9 protein-coding genes, 2 tRNA genes and 3 rRNA genes are annotated in these 22,928 nt (G+C 40.7%); 12 read left to right on the top strand and 2 right to left on the bottom strand.

Annotated features, from left to right (window positions below):
* Positions 1-33 precede the first annotated feature (33 nt).
* The gene (locus tag BBP83_RS02330; RefSeq protein ID WP_068885787.1) at positions 34-1,242 is read right to left on the bottom strand and encodes an oxygenase MpaB family protein; all 1,209 of its coding nucleotides are present in this window, start codon (positions 1,240-1,242) and stop codon (positions 34-36) included.
* Positions 1,243-1,329: 87 nt separating this feature from the next.
* Here BBP83_RS02330 and BBP83_RS02325 point away from each other — a divergent pair, with 87 nt between their 5' ends.
* From BBP83_RS02325 to BBP83_RS02295, 7 genes are all read left to right on the top strand, one after another.
* Positions 1,330-1,926: a TetR/AcrR family transcriptional regulator gene (locus BBP83_RS02325; protein ID WP_068885961.1), complete on the top strand. Its 597-nt coding sequence runs from the start codon at positions 1,330-1,332 to the stop codon at positions 1,924-1,926.
* A gap of 472 nt (positions 1,927-2,398) precedes the next feature.
* Positions 2,399-3,936, top strand: a 16S ribosomal RNA gene (locus BBP83_RS02320).
* A gap of 62 nt (positions 3,937-3,998) precedes the next feature.
* Positions 3,999-4,075 (top strand) — tRNA-Ile (locus BBP83_RS02315).
* A gap of 74 nt (positions 4,076-4,149) precedes the next feature.
* Positions 4,150-4,225 (top strand) — tRNA-Ala (locus BBP83_RS02310).
* Between the two features lie 392 nt (positions 4,226-4,617).
* Positions 4,618-7,514 (top strand): 23S ribosomal RNA (locus BBP83_RS02305).
* 198 nt (positions 7,515-7,712) lie between these two features.
* Positions 7,713-7,827, top strand: a 5S ribosomal RNA gene (rrf, locus tag BBP83_RS02300).
* Together the 16S, 23S and 5S rRNA genes with 2 tRNA genes alongside form the textbook arrangement of a ribosomal RNA operon.
* A 637-nt stretch (positions 7,828-8,464) precedes the next feature.
* Entirely contained in the window at positions 8,465-9,838 is a 1,374-nt protein-coding gene (locus tag BBP83_RS02295; protein ID WP_068885786.1) for an MFS transporter, read from the top strand.
* 259 nt (positions 9,839-10,097) lie between these two features.
* On the opposite strand, the gene BBP83_RS02290 is transcribed toward BBP83_RS02295, so the two are convergent.
* Complete coding sequence (locus tag BBP83_RS02290) at positions 10,098-10,790, bottom strand: TIGR04219 family outer membrane beta-barrel protein (RefSeq protein ID WP_068885785.1); 693 nt, start codon at positions 10,788-10,790, stop codon at positions 10,098-10,100.
* Positions 10,791-11,267: 477 nt separating this feature from the next.
* On the opposite strand from BBP83_RS02290, the gene BBP83_RS02285 reads away from it, so the two are divergent.
* The 5 genes from BBP83_RS02285 to BBP83_RS02265 all read left to right on the top strand — a co-directional run bounded on the left by BBP83_RS02285 (position 11,268) and on the right by BBP83_RS02265 (position 22,926).
* On the top strand, positions 11,268-12,755 hold the full coding sequence (locus BBP83_RS02285) for a sodium-dependent transporter (RefSeq protein WP_068885784.1): 1,488 nt from the start codon (positions 11,268-11,270) through the stop codon (positions 12,753-12,755).
* Position 12,756: 1 nt separating this feature from the next.
* Positions 12,757-12,900, top strand: coding sequence for a methionine/alanine import family NSS transporter small subunit (locus BBP83_RS02280; RefSeq protein ID WP_004649714.1), 144 nt, complete (start codon positions 12,757-12,759; stop codon positions 12,898-12,900).
* 636 nt (positions 12,901-13,536) lie between these two features.
* On the top strand, positions 13,537-14,016 hold the full coding sequence (locus BBP83_RS02275; protein WP_068885783.1) for a hypothetical protein: 480 nt from the start codon (positions 13,537-13,539) through the stop codon (positions 14,014-14,016).
* Positions 14,017-14,058: 42 nt separating this feature from the next.
* Entirely contained in the window at positions 14,059-16,827 is a 2,769-nt protein-coding gene (locus BBP83_RS02270) for a DUF7619 domain-containing protein (RefSeq protein ID WP_068885782.1), read from the top strand.
* Between the two features lie 81 nt (positions 16,828-16,908).
* A complete protein-coding gene (locus BBP83_RS02265; RefSeq protein WP_068885781.1) occupies positions 16,909-22,926 on the top strand; it encodes an SdrD B-like domain-containing protein in 6,018 nt (2,005 codons plus the stop codon).
* Positions 22,927-22,928: the final 2 nt, after the last annotated feature.

Below are 22,928 nucleotides of genomic sequence, written 5' to 3'. Positions count from 1 at the left end.
AGCGATAGGAAAGTATCAGCAAAGAAAATAGTGCTATTGATGCATACTGGCCAACTGTTTGGCTTTGCTTTGATATAAAGCCAACCCTAGTTTTTGAATATTGCGACCACGATGTTGCAGGCGTTGACTCAATTTAGGTGAATATTTGGCACTGGTATACAGCACAACATTTCGCGCAATTAAGTAATAAGCAAACCACGCTGCTGGGCGATGCTTTAAACCCAGTTTTTGCATCTTTTGACGACCAATAAAAAATTGCGTCACTTCTAAATGCTGGCGATATGCTAGTTTTTGTTGTAAAGGTTTTAAATAACGATACTGACGTTCAAAAGGTTCTTTGGATAGACTCGAACCTAATTCAAAACTGGAGTGATCCGATTGCGGATGTGCATGTTGCATCCAATAAAGCAGTTTCCATCCATCAGACTCTTTATGGACCAGCCATTTTTCATCTACGCCCATGAGCCAGCCAATATATTTCCAAAAATGCAGAAAGCTGTCGACTTCATCTTGATTGGGAAAAACCCCCAGCGCACGAATGCCAATCAAAACCACACCACTAAAAGCAATATTGGTCATGGCTAGATCGAACTGATTGATTGGCGTGCCCCATGTCTCAGCATCCCAGCGTTCCGATTTTTTTAATTGATGACGGACTAGGGCATGAATGAAACGTACATAAAGGGTTGAGGTAAAACCGGCATTAAAGCGTTGTAAGCCATCAGCTTCAGTAATGTCGATCCACCATTTCGTGGTTTCAGCTAAACGTGTGCCAGCCTGTTTTTTTAGTGCACCTGTCAGCACTAGCGGCTGATTAAATCCAGGATATAAATAACCGGTCATTAATGATAAATCACGCAGAATAAAACCATTGTTGATGCCTAAACGATGGGTGAAGTTAAGCGCCTGTTCAATTTTAGCTTGATCGACCCAATTGGGCAGAGTTTGCACCGTATTAAAAAATGCGATGAGTTCGGGAATGGGTTCAGCCAATTGATCTAATCCTTTAAACAATGCTGTTTCAAAATATTGTTGGTGTAATTTAGGATTTTGCATCATCCAAACGATGACTTGATCCATAGCTGTATCGCCCTTTTGCAACGCTTGATTCAAAGACAAGTATTCTGCATAAGTGGGCTGCAAATGCTGTCCTGTGAGCAAACTCAGTATTTGGGTTTTCCAGTTGGAGTTAAGCATTTTTTCAAATGGCGCTAATCGTTTGAGAATCGTGATCGTTGACATTGCAGGATCATCCTGATTATTGTTTAATCAAACTCTAATATGAATATTTATTCGTATTCAATTCGCATTCCTAATGTGAGTCAAAGCATGAGAAAAAAACCACAACAACAACGAGCAAAACTGATTGTTGATCATATTTTACAAGCCGCCCAAATCTGTATTGTGGAGCAGGGCTTAATGCAAATCACCACACCCAAAATTGCAGAAAAGGCAGGCGTCAGTGTTGGCTCTCTATATCAATATTTTGAAAATAAAGAAGAGATTATTCAGGAACTATTGCGCCGTAAAAGTGAAAACTTAGGCTTGGCGTTAAAACAGATGGTGGTTACACAAGCGCAATTAAGCATTCAGGAGATTATTCCTTTAAGTATCCAATTTGGCTTTGATGTGATGCGAGCGGAAAGTGGTTTCTTTATTGAAGTATTAAAACATTGGCATGGCTATAACAATTCAGAAGCAGCACAAATTTTAGAAAAGCACTTTTTTGAATTGGGAATGTATCTATTTAATCGCTTTTATCGGCATTGGGATTTTGAAACGCTTAAACATAAGTCGTTTGTCATCATTAATAGTACTTTGTTTACCATGATGCGCTATGTGAGTAATAATGGTTTTCTTATTTCAGAACAACAGCTTAGAGATGAATTATCGAATATGATCTTGGCTTATTTAGCACAAAAATAGCTTTTAAAAAGAATGTTAAAATAAATTATTTAATAAAATCATGTATTTATTGTTTTTGTGGTTTGAAAAATGAACGGCTAGTTCGTTTAATTTAAAAAAGGGGTTGTATGAGAATTTTTTTCACCTATAATGCGTATCCATCGGCGGTGATGTTGATTAAAACTTGTTGAGAAACAAGGGGTTGGCTTAAGGGTTAATTCTAAGGATCTTGAAGGAGTTTGAAAATAATCAATAAAACCTGTTGACTATTCTCTGAAAGAGAGTAGTATAGCCGACCTAGCTTGCTGGTGACGAACCAGTGAGAAGATCATTAAGAGCTTATGAAGAACAACTTGTGTGGATTTTTACTGATTGATTGATCGAAATTATTTTCATTGATTGATGGTAGAAATTACTCGAAGTTTATTTGAGAAATATTTGTCAGAAAATTGATGAGCCAAGATTGGTGCCCTTTAAGGCACTAAGCAATATTAAACTGAAGAGTTTGATCATGGCTCAGATTGAACGCTGGCGGCAGGCTTAACACATGCAAGTCGAGCGGAGATGAGGTGCTTGCACCTTATCTTAGCGGCGGACGGGTGAGTAATGCTTAGGAATCTACCTATTAGTGGGGGACAACGTTTCGAAAGGAACGCTAATACCGCATACGTCCTACGGGAGAAAGCAGGGGACCTTCGGGCCTTGCGCTAATAGATGAGCCTAAGTCGGATTAGCTAGTTGGTGGGGTAAAGGCCTACCAAGGCGACGATCTGTAGCGGGTCTGAGAGGATGATCCGCCACACTGGGACTGAGACACGGCCCAGACTCCTACGGGAGGCAGCAGTGGGGAATATTGGACAATGGGGGGAACCCTGATCCAGCCATGCCGCGTGTGTGAAGAAGGCCTTTTGGTTGTAAAGCACTTTAAGCGGGGAGGAGGCTACTTAGATTAATACTCTAGGATAGTGGACGTTACCCGCAGAATAAGCACCGGCTAACTCTGTGCCAGCAGCCGCGGTAATACAGAGGGTGCGAGCGTTAATCGGATTTACTGGGCGTAAAGCGTGCGTAGGTGGTCTTTTAAGTCGGATGTGAAATCCCTGAGCTTAACTTAGGAATTGCATTCGATACTGGGAGACTAGAGTATGGGAGAGGATGGTAGAATTCCAGGTGTAGCGGTGAAATGCGTAGAGATCTGGAGGAATACCGATGGCGAAGGCAGCCATCTGGCCTAATACTGACACTGAGGCACGAAAGCATGGGGAGCAAACAGGATTAGATACCCTGGTAGTCCATGCCGTAAACGATGTCTACTAGCCGTTGGGGTCTTTGAGACTTTAGTGGCGCAGCTAACGCGATAAGTAGACCGCCTGGGGAGTACGGTCGCAAGACTAAAACTCAAATGAATTGACGGGGGCCCGCACAAGCGGTGGAGCATGTGGTTTAATTCGATGCAACGCGAAGAACCTTACCTGGTCTTGACATAGTAAGAACTTTCCAGAGATGGATTGGTGCCTTCGGGAGCTTACATACAGGTGCTGCATGGCTGTCGTCAGCTCGTGTCGTGAGATGTTGGGTTAAGTCCCGCAACGAGCGCAACCCTTTTCCTTATTTGCCAGCGGGTAATGCCGGGAACTTTAAGGATACTGCCAGTGACAAACTGGAGGAAGGCGGGGACGACGTCAAGTCATCATGGCCCTTACGACCAGGGCTACACACGTGCTACAATGGTCGGTACAAAGGGTTGCTACCTAGCGATAGGATGCTAATCTCAAAAAGCCGATCGTAGTCCGGATTGGAGTCTGCAACTCGACTCCATGAAGTCGGAATCGCTAGTAATCGCGGATCAGAATGCCGCGGTGAATACGTTCCCGGGCCTTGTACACACCGCCCGTCACACCATGGGAATTTGTTGCACCAGAAGTAGGTAGTCTAACCGCAAGGAGGACGCTTACCACGGTGTGGCCGATGACTGGGGTGAAGTCGTAACAAGGTAGCCGTAGGGGAACCTGCGGCTGGATCACCTCCTTAACGAAAGATTGACGATCGGTAAGAATCCACAACAAGTTGTTCTTCATGACAGATGTATCTGAGGGTCTGTAGCTCAGTTGGTTAGAGCACACGCTTGATAAGCGTGGGGTCACAAGTTCAAGTCTTGTCAGACCCACCATCCTGACAACTGAATGAGCCATTTATGGTTTATAAGTACAGAATTGAAGATACATTGAATCTAAATGATAAGCTGGGGACTTAGCTTAGTTGGTAGAGCGCCTGCTTTGCACGCAGGAGGTCAACGGTTCGACTCCGTTAGTCTCCACCATTTATTACGAAGTAATAAGCTAAGTGTTTAGATTATAGAAATTAATAAGAAGTAAATATTGATTTACATTTTATTAACTTCTGTGATTTATCACAGCATCTAGACCTGACGAAGGCTAGATCAATCATTAACAGAATATATTTGAGTTGAAATAAATTGTTTAAACTCAGAACTAATTAAACACAACAGTGTGACACGCAAGTGACATGTTGGGGTGGTTAAGAAGAACTGAGCACTAGCGATTAACTGAATCAAGCGTTTTGGTATATGAATTAGATTGAAGCTATATCGTGATTAAGTTCACAGACAACAAACTGCATGATTAATGTGATTTATCACATTGATTTGTCTTAATCCTGCTTGTATGGATTAACGACTGTTTGGGGTTGTATAGTCAAGTAATTAAGTGCATGTGGTGGATGCCTAGGCAGTCAGAGGCGATGAAAGACGTAATAGCCTGCGATAAGCTCCGGGGAGGCGGCAAATATCCTGTGATCCGGAGATTTCTGAATGGGGAAACCCACCCGCTAAAAGGCGGGTATTGCATGATGAATACATAGTCATGCAAGGCGAACGAGGGGAAGTGAAACATCTCAGTACCCTTAGGAAAAGAAATCAATTGAGATTCCCTTAGTAGCGGCGAGCGAACGGGGAACAGCCCATTAAGCTGTTGAAGCTTTAGCGGAATGCTCTGGGAAGTGCAACCGTAGAAGGTGATAGTCCTGTACACGAAAGGGCTTCAACAGTGATGACGAGTAGGGCGAGGCACGTGAAACCTTGTCTGAATATGGGGGGACCATCCTCCAAGGCTAAATACTCCTGACTGACCGATAGTGAACCAGTACCGTGAGGGAAAGGCGAAAAGAACCCCTGTGAGGGGAGTGAAATAGATCCTGAAACCGCATGCATACAAGCAGTGGGAGCCGGCATTGCGTCCGGTGACTGCGTACCTTTTGTATAATGGGTCAGCGACTTACATTCAGTAGCAAGGTTAACCGAATAGGGGAGCCGTAGAGAAATCGAGTCTTAATAGGGCGTTTAGTTGCTGGGTGTAGACCCGAAACCGGGTGATCTATCCATGAGCAGGTTGAAGGTTGGGTAACACTAACTGGAGGACCGAACCCACTGTCGTTGAAAAGCCAGGGGATGACTTGTGGATAGGGGTGAAAGGCTAATCAAACTCGGTGATAGCTGGTTCTCCCCGAAAGCTATTTAGGTAGCGCCTCGGACGAATACCATTGGGGGTAGAGCACTGTTTCGGCTAGGGGGTCATCCCGACTTACCAAACCGATGCAAACTCCGAATACCAATGAGTACTATCCGGGAGACAGACTGCGGGTGCTAACGTCCGTAGTCAAGAGGAAAACAATCCAGACCGCCAGCTAAGGCCCCAAAATTATAGTTAAGTGGGAAACGATGTGGGAAGGCATAGACAGCTAGGAGGTTGGCTTAGAAGCAGCCATCCTTTAAAGAAAGCGTAATAGCTCACTAGTCGAGTCGGCCTGCGCGGAAGATGTAACGGGGCTAAAACTATATGCCGAAGCTGCGGATGTGCAATTTATTGCACGTGGTAGGGGAGCGTTCTGTAAGCCGATGAAGGTGGATTGAGAAGTCTGCTGGAGGTATCAGAAGTGCGAATGCTGACGTGAGTAACGACAAAACGGGTGAAAAACCCGTTCGCTGAAAGACCAAGGGTTCCAGTCCAACGTTAATCGGGGCTGGGTGAGTCGACCCCTAAGGCGAGGCCGAAAGGCGTAGTCGATGGGAAATTGGTTAATATTCCAATACTTCTGTGTAATGCGATGAGAGGACGGAGAAGGTTAAGTCAGCCTGGCGATGGTTGTCCAGGTGAAAGGTTGTAGGCATGTATCTTAGGCAAATCCGGGGTACTCTATGCTGAGAACTGATAGCAAGCTGTACTTGTACAGCGAAGTGGCTGATACCATGCTTCCAGGAAAAGTCTCTAAGCTTCAGTTACACAGGAATCGTACCCGAAACCGACACAGGTGGTCAGGTCGAGTAGACCAAAGCGCTTGAGAGAACTCTGCTGAAGGAACTAGGCAAAATGGTACCGTAACTTCGGGAGAAGGTACGCTGTCGACGGTGATGGGATTTACTCCCTGAGCGGTTGACAGCCACAGAAACCAGGCCCCTGCAACTGTTTATTAAAAACATAGCACTCTGCAAACACGAAAGTGGACGTATAGGGTGTGATGCCTGCCCGGTGCTGGAAGGTTAATTGATGGGGTTAGCGTAAGCGAAGCTCTTGATCGAAGCCCCAGTAAACGGCGGCCGTAACTATAACGGTCCTAAGGTAGCGAAATTCCTTGTCGGGTAAGTTCCGACCTGCACGAATGGCATAATGATGGGGGCGCTGTCTCCAGCAGAGACTCAGTGAAATCGAATTCGCCGTGAAGATGCGGTGTACCCGCGGCTAGACGGAAAGACCCCGTGAACCTTTACTGCAGCTTGACATTGAACTTTGATCTTACTTGTGTAGGATAGGTGGGAGGCTTTGAAACCGAGACGCTAGTTTCGGTGGAGCCAATCTTGAAATACCACCCTGGTAATATTGAGGTTCTAACTCTGCTCCATAATCTGGAGCGAGGACCATGTCTGGTGGGTAGTTTGACTGGGGCGGTCTCCTCCTAAAGAGTAACGGAGGAGTACGAAGGTGCGCTCAGCGTGGTCGGAAATCACGCGTAGAGTATAAAGGCAAAAGCGCGCTTAACTGCGAGACCCACAAGTCGAGCAGGTACGAAAGTAGGTCTTAGTGATCCGGTGGTTCTGTATGGAAGGGCCATCGCTCAACGGATAAAAGGTACTCTGGGGATAACAGGCTGATACCGCCCAAGAGTTCATATCGACGGCGGTGTTTGGCACCTCGATGTCGGCTCATCTCATCCTGGGGCTGAAGCAGGTCCCAAGGGTATGGCTGTTCGCCATTTAAAGAGGTACGCGAGCTGGGTTTAGAACGTCGTGAGACAGTTCGGTCCCTATCTACCGTGGGCGCTGGAAATTTGAGAGGATCTGCTCCTAGTACGAGAGGACCAGAGTGGACGAACCTCTGGTGTACCGGTTGTGACGCCAGTCGCATCGCCGGGTAGCTATGTTCGGAAGGGATAACCGCTGAAAGCATCTAAGCGGGAAGCCTACCTCAAGATAAGATTTCCCTGTGACTTTATGTCACCTAAAGAGCCGTTGAAGACTACGACGTTGATAGGTTGGATGTGGAAGTGCAGTGATGCATGAAGCTGACCAATACTAATTGCTCGTGAGGCTTGACTATACAACACCCAAGCAGTTGTAATAGCATCATTTGATTCATATCTGATCGAAAGATCAGTCAAAGACTTGATTCAGAATACGCTAGAACATACAATTCAACTCAAATAACATTCTGTTAATAACTCTTTTGACCAAAGCTAGGCACAACGAAGCGTAAGCAACGTAATTAAGACCATAGCGAGTAGTCATAAACAGTTGTGCTGGCGACAATAGCAAGAGTGAACCACCTGATCCCTTCCCGAACTCAGAAGTGAAACCTCTTTGCGCTGATGGTAGTGTGGGGTTACCCATGTGAGAGTAAGTCATCGCCAGCTCATTAATTCTAAAAACCCCCTCGGTCAAAAGACTGAGGGGGCTTTTTTTATGCAGAAAAAAATAAAAATAAATAAAATGAAGGAAATAAACATAAGGAAAGGACAAAATAGCACGACATATTCAGCAGAAATGTTGAGGTTTACGGAGTGTTGAAGATCAATGATCCACACCCAGTATTCAAACCACCCAATTAAAACCTGAGATCAAGATAATCTTTTAATTGTTTAAGATTAAAGGATTCAGTTTATTAAGAAAAGCCATATAAAAGAGACTCAATTTAGTCTGTACTATTGTAATTGGTCAGTTATTTTTGAAATTCAATAATTATATTTTAACGAAAAATAGAAAAATGAGCGGTTAAATCTAACAATCTTTAGATCAAATCATCTATTGTCTGATTGCTAATACTTGATTTTTAACTCATTGATATTATTCATAAATAAAACTAACCTCTAGGTTCATTACTTAAAGGTTAAGTAAATATTTCTAATTTCTATGATTTTTTTTCATCTTTAGTGACGAAATATGATGTAAATACTCAAAAGGTATCAAGCTATACTTTTGAAATTTTGGACAATATCTATCCAAACCAGCATTGTAAGCCTAAATTACGCTCACAATTGGAGGTGAGGTTTCATGTCGACAAACACAATGAATGTGAATGATGTCGTAGATAACGCAAAATTTACCAAGTCTCATCTGAGTATTATGCTTTGGTGTTTAATTTTAATTTTATTTGATGGCTATGATTTAGCTATTAACGGGGTTGCTTTACCTTTATTGATGAAGGAATGGGGGCTTACGACCGTTCAAGCAGGTATGTTGGCGAGTACTGCACTGGCTGGCATGATGTTTGGTGCGATGCTGTTTGGTACTTTGGCTGATAAAATTGGTCGTAAAAAAGTCATTATGATCTGTGTGTTTCTATTTAGTGGTTTTACTTTTGCTGGCGGTTTTGCATCAAATCCGACCGAATTTGGTATTTTGCGTTTTCTAGCAGGTTTAGGGATTGGTGGCGTATTACCTAATTTAGTGGCTTTAACTTCTGAATATGCACCCAAAAAATTACGCAGTACCTTGGTCACCACCATGTTTAGTGGCTATGCCATGGGGGGAATTATGGCAGCATTATTTGGTTCTTGGTTTACGCCAAATTTTGGCTGGCAGATTATGTTTTTTATTGCTGGTTTTCCATTGTTATTATTGCCTCTAGTATGGAAATATTTACCAGAATCTTTAACATTTTTAGTGAAAGTAAAGCGTGATGATGAAGCGCGGAAAATGCTTCAGACGATTGCTCCAGATCAATCTTGTGGTTCAAATACTCAGCTTGAGTTATCTGAAGTTGTTGTACCAGGTGGTACAACAGTAAAAGCGCTTTATCAACAAGGTCGCGGGCCAGGTACAGCATTGTTTTGGCTGTGCTTTTTTATGTGTTTATTAACCCTGTATGCATTAGGAAGCTGGTTGCCAAAATTAATGATGGCTGCAGGATACTCGTTAGGCAGTAGCTTGATGTTCTTGTTGGCAATGAATATTGGTGCCGTTATTGGGACTGTCGGTGGGGGTATTTTGGCAGATCGATTCCATTTAAAGCCCGTTATTATTACGTTATGCTTGGCGGGTGCAGTGGCATTGTCATTGTTGGGCTTTAATTCGCCACAGCCTGTTATTTATTTCTTGGTTGCTGTTGCCGGAGCTTCTGCAATTGGGTCTCAGATCCTACTTTACAGCTACGTTGCACAGTATTATCCGTTATCTGTACGCTCGACAGGGATTGGCTGGGCATCGGCAATAGGTCGTACCGGGGCAATTGTGGGGCCTATTTTAATTGGCTTTTTATTAGCAAAAGAATTGCCACATCAAATTAATTTTATGGCCGTAGGCCTTCCTGTTGTGATTGCAGCAATTGCAGTATTCTTTATTGGTAAAAGTGAAACCGAAAAAGAGACGACTCAAGTGCTTGCTTCAACGGAAAAGACTTTAAAAGCTCAGCGTGTATTGAGTTAGTATATTTTTTATCTCTAAAAAGCTCATCTTGTATGGGCTTTTTTATAAAAAAGTGCTGTGTATTAAACTTTAAGCAAAAAAGCCCAGACATCCTGTCGAGGCTTTTTTCATATCAGTGAATGGCGAAACTCCTGTTTGGCCTAAGCATCCTACCTTACTTTCATTTATTATTTTTGTTTTACTTTTATGAGACATCCTGTCTCTGTATAACTTAAATATAAGTAACTTTAGATAAGCTGTATAGTTTCAATTCACTCGATTAAAAATGTGCTTCTAGACCAAGATAAGGCCCTTTAAACTTCATTTTCACTTCTTGTGGGTGGTCTTGCTCTAATTGAATATCTAAAACACGATAGCCCAAAGTTGCCCCAAAATCGACTAAAATAGAATCAATAAAATTGTATTTTAATTCTGCTTGCACATCAGTAATTTTCGCATCATTCAAGCCCGCCATACTGATTTCTGTATTGGCACTTAGCCCAGTGAATGGTAAATTTAGGCCTGCTTGTGCGTAAAGCATAGGAAGATCTGTGCCAATATCTTGAGTGTTGGTAAAGTGATAACGAATATCGCCTTCCAGATGTTTTAGTCCAAAGCCTGCATCAAGGTCGATGATATTGTCTAAAATTTCATAATACAAAATAAAGTCGGACTGATTTAAATCAATTTGGTTCCGTTGAACGCCAGAAAGACGTTCATCGCTTTCGGCTTGAAGATTGGTATGTTTAATTTTGAGATTAGGTAAGAGTGGAACAGGATGTTCAAGAGCAACGGAAAAGGAGAAGGCATGATCATCATGAAGTGGTGAATGAATGTTGGTATCACGAGGATGACTGAGATCGGCACTATAATTCCAAAACTCTACGCTACCTTTTGCCGCCAGAATATCAGCATGGGCCGTATGTAGTGCGCCGAGGGCGATCATCATCGCGAATAATTTTGATACTTTCATGGTATGTCCTGTGATTTTTTCTTTTAAAAATTTGGCTTTTGCAAGAATGAGTTTTTAACTGCGCGCATCATAATTGAATGTCTTTAAATTGCATAGAAAATAGAAAAAAAGAGAACAAATATTAGAATGAGTACCTTTGATATTGGAATATTTGAAAAGATGATTTAAAAAATTAGATATTGTTGGTTATATGAACAATCAAATGAAAACAGATTATAAAATTAGAATCTTTAGTCCAGAAATTACAGAAAAATTTTTAAAAAGTCAGTATTGTTGACACATACAAAGGGTAAAGTTATATAAAAAACTTTAAGCAAGATTTTATGTACTTTGCCTGTGTGCAAATTAGAACACTGCACCCAAAAGGTGAACTCTAACTTCGAACACAATAATTATTTTTTGAATGGCACTTTCTTGTTTGCGTAATAAACCCTACAACAAGCAACATGAAAAGAGGCCTAAAGTTTTAGGTGTTTTATGACAGATACTCGTGAAAACTGGACATCACGATCGGGCTTTATTATTGCTGCGATTGGCTCAGCCGTAGGATTAGGCAATATTTGGCGTTTTCCTTATGTCGCGTATGAAAATGGGGGAGGCGCATTTTTAATCCCTTATTTAATTGCATTAATTACTGCGGGTTTACCTTTATTATTTTTAGACTATGCCGTAGGTCATAGAAGTTCGGGCTCGCCACCGAAAGCCTATCGGAAACTTTTCCGAGGTGGCGAAACCTTAGGTTGGTGGCAAGTTTGTGTTTGTATTATTATTGGCTTGTATTATGCCAGCGTACTGACATGGGCTGGAAGTTATGTGTATTTTTCGATTGGCCAAATGTGGGGCAGTGACCCAGAAAGTTTCTTCTTTAAAACCTATTTACAAACCACCGACGCAACCAGTTTTGATATGCGCTTTGTTGGGCATATTTTCTGGCCACTGGTGGGTATTTGGGTTTTAACCTTAGTAATTTTATATGGTGGTGTAAAAAAAGGGGTGGAGCTGTCGAATAAAATCTTCATGCCTTTGCTATTCGTACTCTTTACTATTTTAGTGATTCAAGCTTTGCGCTTGCCAGGTGCAGCCGATGGTTTAAATGCCTTTTTTACCCCAAACTGGACTGCCATGATGGATTATAAAGTCTGGTTGGCCGCTTATGGTCACACATTCTTTTCGTTATCTGTTGGTTTCGGGATTATGGTGACTTATGCATCGTATTTAAAGCCAAAAACCAACTTAACGGGCTCTGGTCTTATTGTTGCTTTTGCCAATGCGTCAACTGAAATTTTGGCGGGGATTGGTATTTTTGCGGCCTTGGGCTTTATGGCGTATACAGCTAATTCTAATGTTCAAGATGTTGTGAGTGGAGGAATTGGTTTAGCCTTTATTGCTTTCCCTAAAATTATTTCAAGTTTAGGTTCTGGTGCAGATTTATTCGGTATTCTATTTTTTACTTCGCTATTTGTTGCCGGTATTTCGTCTATGGTCAGTATTTTGGAAGTTCCAATTGCAGCCATGATGGATAAGTTGAAATGGGGTCGTAAAAAAGCCGTGACCATTGTTGGCGGTGGTAGTGCTGTTGTTTCTATTTTCCTATTCTCAAGTGTTAACTCAATTAAATTAGTCGATATTGTTGACCACTTTATTAATAATATTGGCATTATTGGGGGCGCATTGCTGTCAATTATGTGCATAGCTTGGTTCAAGCGTTCGGCTTTGCAAGAAATTAAAGATCACGTTAATGCAATTTCAACAGTAAAATTAGGTAAAGGTTGGGACTTCACCCTGACAGTGATTACCTCTTCCATTTTATTGATTACCTTAGCAATGACGGTTTACCACTTGTTGATTAAAGGCTATGGTGATTACAGCGCGAGCTTGCAATGGGTTTTTGGATGGGGCTGTGTGATTTTCTGTGCGGTTATTGCTGTCATTTTATCGCAAATAAAAGACCGAGAGGAACGCTAATATGAATACTTCTGCAATTGTGATGATGATTATTTCAATGGTGTTCTTATGGGGTGGATTGGCTTTGTCCATTTTGCATTTGATGAAGAACCCAGAAGAATTAGACGATGTATTGGAAGATGTGAAAGATCAACATACGCTTTAGTAATATTCTAAGATTTTAAAAAAAGCAGACCTTATGTCTGCTTTTTTATATTTTTTAACTAACCCGAATCCTGCTTAAGGAAGTGAGATCATTTATCTTGAGACCGATTCGCTATTTTGATTGTGAAAAATTTATGATCTGATCGCATTAAAACTGGATTCAAATGAGCCAGAAACTTATCCTTATTTCATAATTTAAAAGAAAAAAACTTTATCCGGGATCCGAGTGATATCGGGAAGTGCATAGTTCCATAAATTTTTATATGTTTATGGAGTTTATCTTAATAATTGTCGCTTAATATGCATATTCATTGATGAGAATATATATAAACCAATCTAATTTTAATGTTCATTCTTATGAAATAGTAGATATTTGTGTTTTTAGTTACTTTTATTTGGTTTTGTGTGATGCCATTATTGTTATTTGTGTTGAATTTTAATTAATCAATTGATTTTAAATTAAATTTTGTTTTGTGATAATACCAAAATTCTCAATTGTATTTATCTGAACTGTAGTTAAATAAAATTTAGTTGAGTATTGCTTTATTGTAAATATTAAAAAATGTAATTTTGTGTTTGTTTATTTTTTTTTATGTGGTCAAATTGTATGGAATATAATCATTTTAGTTAATTTCGTATGCTTACTCAATTAAAAAATTCCCTTTGTGTAGTTTTTCTTTCAATGTCTGCATTAACTACAACACATTTAGTATATGCCGATGACCAGCCATTAAAAGCTGAAATGAAAGTATTTCAGTTAGATACCAGTAAAAATACTAAAAAAGAATTAAAAGCGACTGATCAAGTTAAACCAAATAGTGTGCTGGAGTACCGCGTTGATTATTTAAATACTTCTGCTAAAAATTTAAAAAATTTAAAGTTGAATTTACCTTTACCAGTATCTGTTAATTACACTGGGCAAAGTTTTCCTAAAGATACATATGCTTCTTTAGATGGGAAAAATTTTGCTAAGGCACCACTGACTCGTCTAGAAAATGGCAAAAAAGTTAATATTCCATTGCGTGAATATCGTGCATTGCAATGGAATGTAAGTGAGTTAAAACCAAAACAAAAAATTTCGGTTTCAGCTCAAGTTCGTGTCAATACATCTGAATAATTTTTATCGTTGTTTTAAACAATTTTATTGTTGAGTTATTTTATGAAACACAGTTTTCAATTAAGTAAACTTGCTGCATCTTTAGCAGTAATTGGTGGGGTGTCACTGTTTAGTAGCCAAACTATGGCGGCTGTACCGTTGGCGGGGACTAATATTAGTAACGTTGCAACAGCAACTTATACCGATAATACAGGTACTGAACGTGTTGTTACTTCAAACGAGGTGAAAACCTTGGTTGCACAAATTGGTAGCTTTACGCTTGAAGCGAACCGCAGTGCACAGACCACGCCAAATGGACAAGTGTCGTTATCACATATTTTAACGAATACAGGTAACGGAACAGATAAGTTCAAGATTGAGCTTGATAGTGCTTATGCTGGTACTTTTAGCTTTGATATGACTAAAGTTGCGGTGTATCTTGACCGCAATAAAGATGGTATTGCGGATAGTAATGTTGCATTACAGTCTACAGATTTGATTGAGCTTGCATCAGGCGAGTCGGTTGGGTTGGTGATCGTGGCGACGACACCAAGTACAGCGACAAAAGACCAGTTAGATCAGATTAAAATTACAGCAACTGCAACACAAACTGCGCTATATAGTACTGTAAGCAAAGAAAATGATGACACTGTGACGATTACCACAGGCGCAGTGATGCAAATTACCAAAGCTGCCAGTGTCAGTGTAACGCAAGCAGGTAAAGAAATTGAATATACTTTAACCTTTAAAAACACGGGGAATGCTACAGCAACCAATGTTGCCATTTTTGACGTATTGCCTGCTAGTGTCGAGTTCGTAAAAGACTCAGCACGTTACAGTGGGTCTAGTAACGGCCTAACTGATCTCAGTACTGATGGTGATAACTTTGAATATAACGATACTAAAAAAGCATTCTTGTTTAATATTCGTGAAGTCAAAGCCAATACGACAGGTACTTTGAAGTTTAAAGTAAAAGTGAAGGCTAACACACCAGCAAGCGATATCAAAAATACTGCCTATGTTGATCCAGATGGTAAGTTAGTAGATCCAACTGATCCAACTGGTCCACGTGAACCAATTAAAATTGGTGATCTACCACCAAATCCAAATACACCACCAATACCAGAAGATCCGTCAAACCCAACCACAGTGCCATCGAATCCATCTATTGTAACTGTTGAAGGTACGTATAGTGGTTCAGTCAACGATGCATTGAATGATGGATTTAAAGACGGCGAAACCTCGACCAACGGTGACGATTTAATTACTGTTGCAGGTCAGCAAGGTGTACCTGTCTTATTTGGTGATGCAGCATCAGAACCAGTTGTGGTGCATAACCGCGGTAATGCGACCGACACTTATAATTTAACCATTGATAAAACAGCATTTGATGCATATGGTGTGTTACCCGCAGGTTCTATTGTTGAAATTTTAAAAGCTGATGGTCGTACGCCAGTAACTGATACCAATGGTGACGGTATTGTCGATACTGGCCCGATTGAAGCAGGTAAAAATGCGCAATTTGTGGTCCGTATGACGTTACCAACAGGCGAAGTTATTGCTGCATCAGGTGTGGGTGTTAAATTAGTCAGTACTTCAGTTAAAAATGCTGAAGTAGATACCTTAAAACTGGTTATTTCTGCTTTAACTGCAAATAGTGTGGATTTAACTAGTAAAACCCCAGAGGATACAACTGATCCTGTAAAAGGTGAGGGTGTAGGTGTTCCTACCTCAGTTGTAGATAAAACGACACCGCCAGCAACACCTGCTATTTTTGATATTACCATCAATAATACTGGCAATATTCCAGACAACTATGTGATTACACTACCAAATGTTCCAGATGGTTGGACGGTAGAGGTATTTGAAAAAGACAGTAGTGGGAACTGCACAACGACTAAAGTCACCAATTCTGGCAATATTAAAGCAACAGAATCAAAAAGCTTCTGCTTGGTGGTGACACCGCCAGCTGGAACACCTGCGGACACGGCTCATGACATTAAAGTTGAAATTAAGTCACCTGCAACAGGTACTAAAGATGATATTACTTTTAATGTGAAGGTTGAAGAACAACGTCAATTGACCTTTACTCCAGACCGTCAAGGTCAGGTTGCACCTGGCGGTACTATTGTCTATAGCCACGTTTTAACCAATACAGGTAACATTCTCGAAGGTGATAAAACCACTTACCCACTAGAAATAGATTGGTCTTCTACACTGGCGGGTGTAAATACCTCAATTTATGTGGATATTAACAATAATGACATTACTGATGCAGGTGAGTTGGTCACAGGTACAACCGCTCTTGAACGTAATGCATCATTGGCAGCATTGTTAGCAAAAACTAACGGTGCAGGTTTATCACAAAATGAAGCTGTTAATATTTTGGTGAAAGTTGAAGCACCTGCAACAGCTACAGCCGGCGAATCTGATACTACGATTGTGACTTTTAAACCAACAGGTAGTAATAATAAGCCCGCTGATGTACTGATCACCGATCGTACCGTGATTAACTTAGGCCAAGTTCGTTTAACGAAGTCACAAGCGGTATCAGCTTGTGGTACAGCGCCTACGACTTATGTCACCACAAACCTAACCGCAAAACCGGGTGAATGTGTCTACTACAAAATTGATGCAATCAATGATGGTAATGTTAATGCAAGTGATGTCGTAATTTCGGATACGGTGCCAAGCTATACCACTATTTATCAAGGCTCTGTTAAACCAAATCCAGGTGCAAGTGAGTCAGGTGGTAAAGTGAGCTATACCGTGTCGACACTTACCCCAGCTGCAACAGCAACACTAGAATTTGCAGTGAAAGTTGATCAATAAAACTGACCAATAAATAAGTTGTGTTATCGACCTTTCTTCGGAAGGGTCGAACTTTATATTTTTTATGTTTGGGTTGGGGTTATGTCACTTAAGAAAGCCATAAATATTAAGGTCAATGCCTTATCAGTCTCTGCTTTTGCTTCCACTTTGTTGTTTGCACAACAGGGTCATACTGCGATGCCTATGGCAGGACAAATGATTCAAAATATTGCATATGCATCGTATGAGGTGAGAGACCAAAGTGGTACTCAACTGATTGAAACAGTGCAGTCAAACCCCGTTAATGTTGAAGTTGCAAGCTTATATGGCTTGAACTTACAGCCCGATCAGTTACCACCCGTTGAAGCTGGCTCGAAAGTCATTTGGTTAAATGAAGTACATAATTTAAGTAATACTGTTGCTTGGTTTGATTTTAAGACCAGTGCTGTCAAAGATTTATCCAATATTAAAATTTATTTAGATGCTAATAAAGATGGTGTGTTTGATTTATCAGATACGTTGCTGACCGATGGTTTACAGTTACAGTCAGGTGAAAAAATTCATCTTTGGGTGATTGCAGATACATCTCCGAATACCGCAGACCAGTCTGAACTCAGATTACCTTTAATTGCACAAATACGTGAAGATTCAGAACAACAAAAAACAGTTGACGATTTAGTCACGGTATTGCAACCGAAATTAAAAATAGAAAAACAAGTCGATCAGGCACAACTAATTGTAAATAATCAGGAACAAACATTAAACTATACCTTAACGGTGACGAATTCGGCGACTTTAGCCGTGACACCAACAACGGTTATGGTTGACGGACAATCACAATCTTGGGTGATTGTTGAAGATCCTTTACCAGCCAATACTATTTTTGAAAAATTAGAAAGTTCGGACCAAAGTTCAGATATTGTTATTTTAAATAAGCTATCAGAAGGTCAATATTCACGACAGCTACCTAGCGATAAATCTAAAATTGGTTACGCGGTTGTCGCATATAAAAAGGCATTCGTAGCTGGTCAAAAAAGTATTATTCATTTAACTGTGAAAACTCAGCCGACACTCAGCTATACCACCTTAGTCAATGAAGCTTATGTGCTCCATCAAGTGGGGCAGTTGGATAAAAAAACTCCATCGGATAAAGTAGAAACCAAAGTTGTGGGTAAAGCGACACTAGATAGTACCACCGAAGATTTTAAAAATAGTTTGTATACAGGTAAGGTGAACGAGCCAATTTATATTAAAACCAATGCTGCTATTTGTAATGCCAACCGTTTTAATACAGAGCAGGTGCGCCTACAAATTATATCCAAATTAACGGGTGATATTGTCGATGTAGATGCAACTGAAACAGGTGAAAATACAGGTATTTTCCATTTTAGTTTAGTCACTGAAGAAAATGCTGAAAAAAATCTAAAAGATTCAATTTTACAAACTTTAAAACGTGATGACGTTACAGTGAATCTGTTGGGGTGTGTCGATACGCAAGGTCAAATTAGCACACCAATTACAGATGTATCTACACAGATTTTAATTGATCCTTACGGCATTGTTTTTGATGCAAAAACTCAAAAGCCTGTTGCCGGTGCAACGGTAACATTGGTCGATGAACACGATCAGCCTGTCGGTAATAATGTTGCATTTGAAATTGATCGTGTCACGGGTGAATTACGCCCTATTCCTGCCAAACAAATTACAAATGCGAATGGCGAATTTATTTATCCACAGGTGATTGCTGGCAATTATAAATTATTAGTAGATACATCCACGATTCCAGCAAAAAAATATAACTTTGTGAGTGATCAAGTGGTTTATCCTATTGATTCATTTAATACCATGACGGTGCATTCACAGTATTCATATGGTGGCGTATTTACGCTCGCATCAAATAGCCCTGCCTTAAATGTGGATATTCCAATTGATCCTGTGTTCAGTCAAACAGGTTTAATGGTACAAAAAAATGCGCGTGATTCATCTGTTGAATTGGGTGATTTTACCAATTACAGTATTACTGTAAGTAATCAGGGCGATGTGGTCGCACGTGATGTTAAATTGCAGGATACACTGCCACGCGGATTTAGCTATGTACCGAATACCATGCGTGTTGACGGTAAACCTGTGGCGGATCCTGAAGGTGGTAAAGGCCCGTATTTAACCTTAGGTTTAGGTAATTTAGCGGTGAATAGCAGTGCTAAAGTTGAATATCGGGTGTTAGTCGGGCCAAATGCTTTAAATGGTGATGGGATTAACCGTGCACGTGTTATTGAAAAATCAGGTTTAAGTTCGAACGAAGCGCAGGCAAAAGTCAAAGTGCGTCCAGGTGTCTTTAGTTCGGATGCCTTTGTAGTGGGTAAAGTGTATACCGATTGCAATCGTAACGGTATGCAAGATCAAGGTGAACTAGGTGTACCAGGTGTACGTTTGTACATGGAAGATGGTAGCTATGTGATTACCGATCGAGAAGGGAAATACGACTTTTATGGTATTTCGCCAAAAACGCATGTACTCAAACTAGATCGCACCACACTACCTGCTGGTGTAGAACTGATTACACAATCGAATCGAAATGCAGGTGATCCATCGAGCCGTTTTGTCGATGTGAAACGGGGTGAATTACATCGTGCAGATTTTGCTATGGCAGATCAGGCAGAAAGCTGTTCCACGCCTTTGGTTGAGATGGTCAAAGAACGTCAGAGTAAAATTAATAGTAATAACTTTAATCTTGAAAAAGCCATTAATAAGCAACTAACGATTGATGTACCATCCTATACTGAAACCAGCACTCGTTCTGAAAATGTACAGGGCTGTTTGGCCAGTGATAATGATCAAAATTGTTTATTGAATAAAAATGAGCAGGATATTTTAAAACAAAAACAGTTGGTGATTGACCCCGTCAAACCACCTGAACTGATTAAACTTGAAGAGCTTTTAACCCGTAGCGATAGCAATGCTTTAGACATATTAAACTTAAATGAAGGTCAAGTTTTACCCTTTGCTCAAACCACAATCCAAGTTCAAGGCACAGCAGGTGCAACGCAACGTATCTTGGTGAATGGTCAGCCGATTGATGAAAAGCGACGCGGTAAATTGGCGATATTGGACGAGCAAAGAAAGCAAGGTGTTGAGTATGTTGGGATTGAGTTAAATAAAGGCAAAAATAATATTCGTGTAGACCAACTCGATTTTGCAGGAAATGTACGTGAAAGCCAACAGGTCAATGTGATTGTACCTGGTGAGATACACCATCTTAAACTTCAGCAGAATCAAACCATCGTGATGGCCAATGGCCGTGATGTTATGCATTTGGTCATTAAACTAGAAGATAAACAGGGTGTTAAAGTTGCTACACGGACTTCAATTACTTTGGAAAGTGACTTAGGTGTTATTGATTTACCTGATTTAAATCCAAATGAACCGGGTCTTCAAACCTTTATTGAAGGGGGTGAAATGATTGTACCGATCATCGCACCTAATGTCCCTGGTCGTGGCAAGTTACGTGTGAGTAGTGGCTTATTAAAGCAAGAGATTGATATTCAATTTCAAGCAGATTTACGTCCACTAATTGCGGTGGGGTTGGTTGAAGGTAGTATTAATTTTAATAACTTTGATCAAAATAAATTACACAGCGTCAATCGTAATGATGGTTTTGAAGATGAGTTGAATGAGATCGCCGATTGGGGTGATACTTCACTGACAGGCCGTGCGGCCCTATTTTTAAAAGGTAAAGTAAAAGGCGATTATCTTTTAACCTTGGCTTACGATTCAAATAAAAGCTCAAAACAACGTTTATTCCGCGATATTCAGCCTGACGAGTATTATCCAGTCTATGGCGATGCAGCGGCTAAAGGTTTTGATGCTCAATCGACCAGTAAGTTATATGTGCGGGTTGATAAAGGCCGTACTTATGCGATGTATGGAGACTATATTACGCGTACTGAAAAAGATGAAGGCTTGGCACTGGGGCAGTACAATCGGTCATTAACAGGCGTTAAAGTGGGCCACGAAGGAGATAAATTACAAGCTTCTGCATTTGTTGCAGAGACTAAGTCCCGACAAATTGTCACGGAAAACCGTGCTATGGGCATTACTGGGCCATATAGTCTGGGCAATATCAGCAATGATCAAATTTTAGAAAATAGTGAGAAAGTTGAAGTGTTAACGCGTGATCGCAATAACCCTGGTTTAATTATTGCTCGCCAAACATTAACGCGTTTTTCTGACTATGAAGTCGATACATACAGTAATAGTATTTACTTGAAAGAAGCAGTTGCCAGCGTCGATAAAGACCTGAATCCGAATTTTATTCGTATTACTGTGGAAGCGGATGAAATTGGTGAAGAATATCAAGTTGGGGGCGCAAGCTTTAGTTATGCAGTAAAAAATAATGTGAAAGTGGGTGGTTCATTTGTACAAAGCAATGACCCCTTACAAGAAGAACAAATTGCCAGTATCAATACTGTGGTGAAAGTAGGGCAACATGCTAAGTTCATTGCGGAACTTGCCCAGTCTAAAAACACCAATGCACTCGCAGATCAAATCACGCAGATTAATACCGATCCTATCAGCGATAAAGAAGAAGGAACGGCAGCGCGTATTGAATTTGAATACAATCCAAACTTTGCCAATATTCGTGCATACCACCAACAAGCCGAAGATGGTTTCCAAAATGATGCAGCCACTATTAGTGCAGGACGTAAGGAAAGTGGCCTAAAAGCTTCTTTCCCTGTTAAAAAAGTTGGTTTGGCACGTATAGAAGCCATTCGCACCGAAGATCAAGATAATCAAGGTGTACGTACAGGCCTTTCAGCAAGTCTAGAACGTAACTTATTTAAAATACTGGCGGTAGAATTAGGCTTACGTCATTACGATGAAAGCAGTGCCGCAGCTACGTTGGCCACTGAAAATTTAGGGTCTTACAACGGTACCACCGCCCGTATTAAATTTACTGGCACTTTGCCTTGGAAAGGCGCTAGCGTTTTTACTGAATATGAGCAAGATATTGCAGATTCAGAGAAACAAGTACTCACCCTTGGGGGCACGGTGAAAGTCCTACCAAATACTGAATTATATGCACGTCATGAGGTCATTTCATCGATTGATGGCTTGTATTCGCTAAATACCACTGAACAAACCAACAGTACCATCTTTGGTATTTCTAGTAATTATATGAAAGATGGCTCTGCTTTCAGTGAATATCGTGTTGCAGATGGCATGAGTAATCGTGAAGCAGAAGCTGCACTTGGTTTACGTAATCGTTGGCAGATTAAACCGCGTGTATATTTAAGTAGTAGTTTTGAGCGTATTCAGTCACTCTCTAAAAATGTTGAAAATATCAACAATGATGCGACCGCAGCGACTTTGGGAGTAGAATATTTAGTCCATGATAATTGGAAAGCCATGACACGTCTGGAAGGGCGCCGTTCAGACAGTGCAGACTCCTTTATCAATACTGTCGGGTATGCACGTAAGTTAACTGATGATGCAACCGTTTTAACCAAAAATACGCTTAATTTTGTCGATAATAAAGATGCAGATCAGGGTGATCATTTAAGAAACCGTTTCCAACTCGGTTTGGCATGGCGTGATTTTGATGAAAATAAGCTCGATGTCTTGTCTAAGTTAGAATATTACTATGAAAATAATGCAACTGATTTAGAAGCAGAATTTAAACGTGAGTCTTATGTTGCGTCGGTGCATAGTAATTATCATCCGCAACGTAAATTGACATTATCAGGTCAATATGCCGCAAAATGGTCAGTCTTAGATGAATATGATGTTTCCAGTGATGCATTGACTCAGTTGGTGAGTGGCCGTGTAATTTATGACATGAATGAACGTTGGGATATGAGTGTTCAGGCAGGTACTTTATGGGCTAACCGTGGTGCAGGTACACGTTATTTAGTCGGTGCTGAACTGGGTTATCTCTTTGCGACGAATCTTTGGGTTTCGGCAGGCTATAATTTCTTAGGTTATCAAGACAATGAACTTGCCAATACTAGTTCGACAGGTGAAGGCACGTATTTAAGATTTAGATTCAAGTTTGATGAAGATTTATTTGGTCGTCGTTCGGCAAAAACAAATCTTGCTTTAGAGCCAGAACAGGGACGATAAAA

It is taken from the genome of Acinetobacter celticus, assembly GCF_001707755.1.
Classification (GTDB): domain Bacteria; phylum Pseudomonadota; class Gammaproteobacteria; order Pseudomonadales; family Moraxellaceae; genus Acinetobacter; species Acinetobacter celticus.
This window is presented reverse-complemented; position numbering and strand designations above follow the sequence as displayed.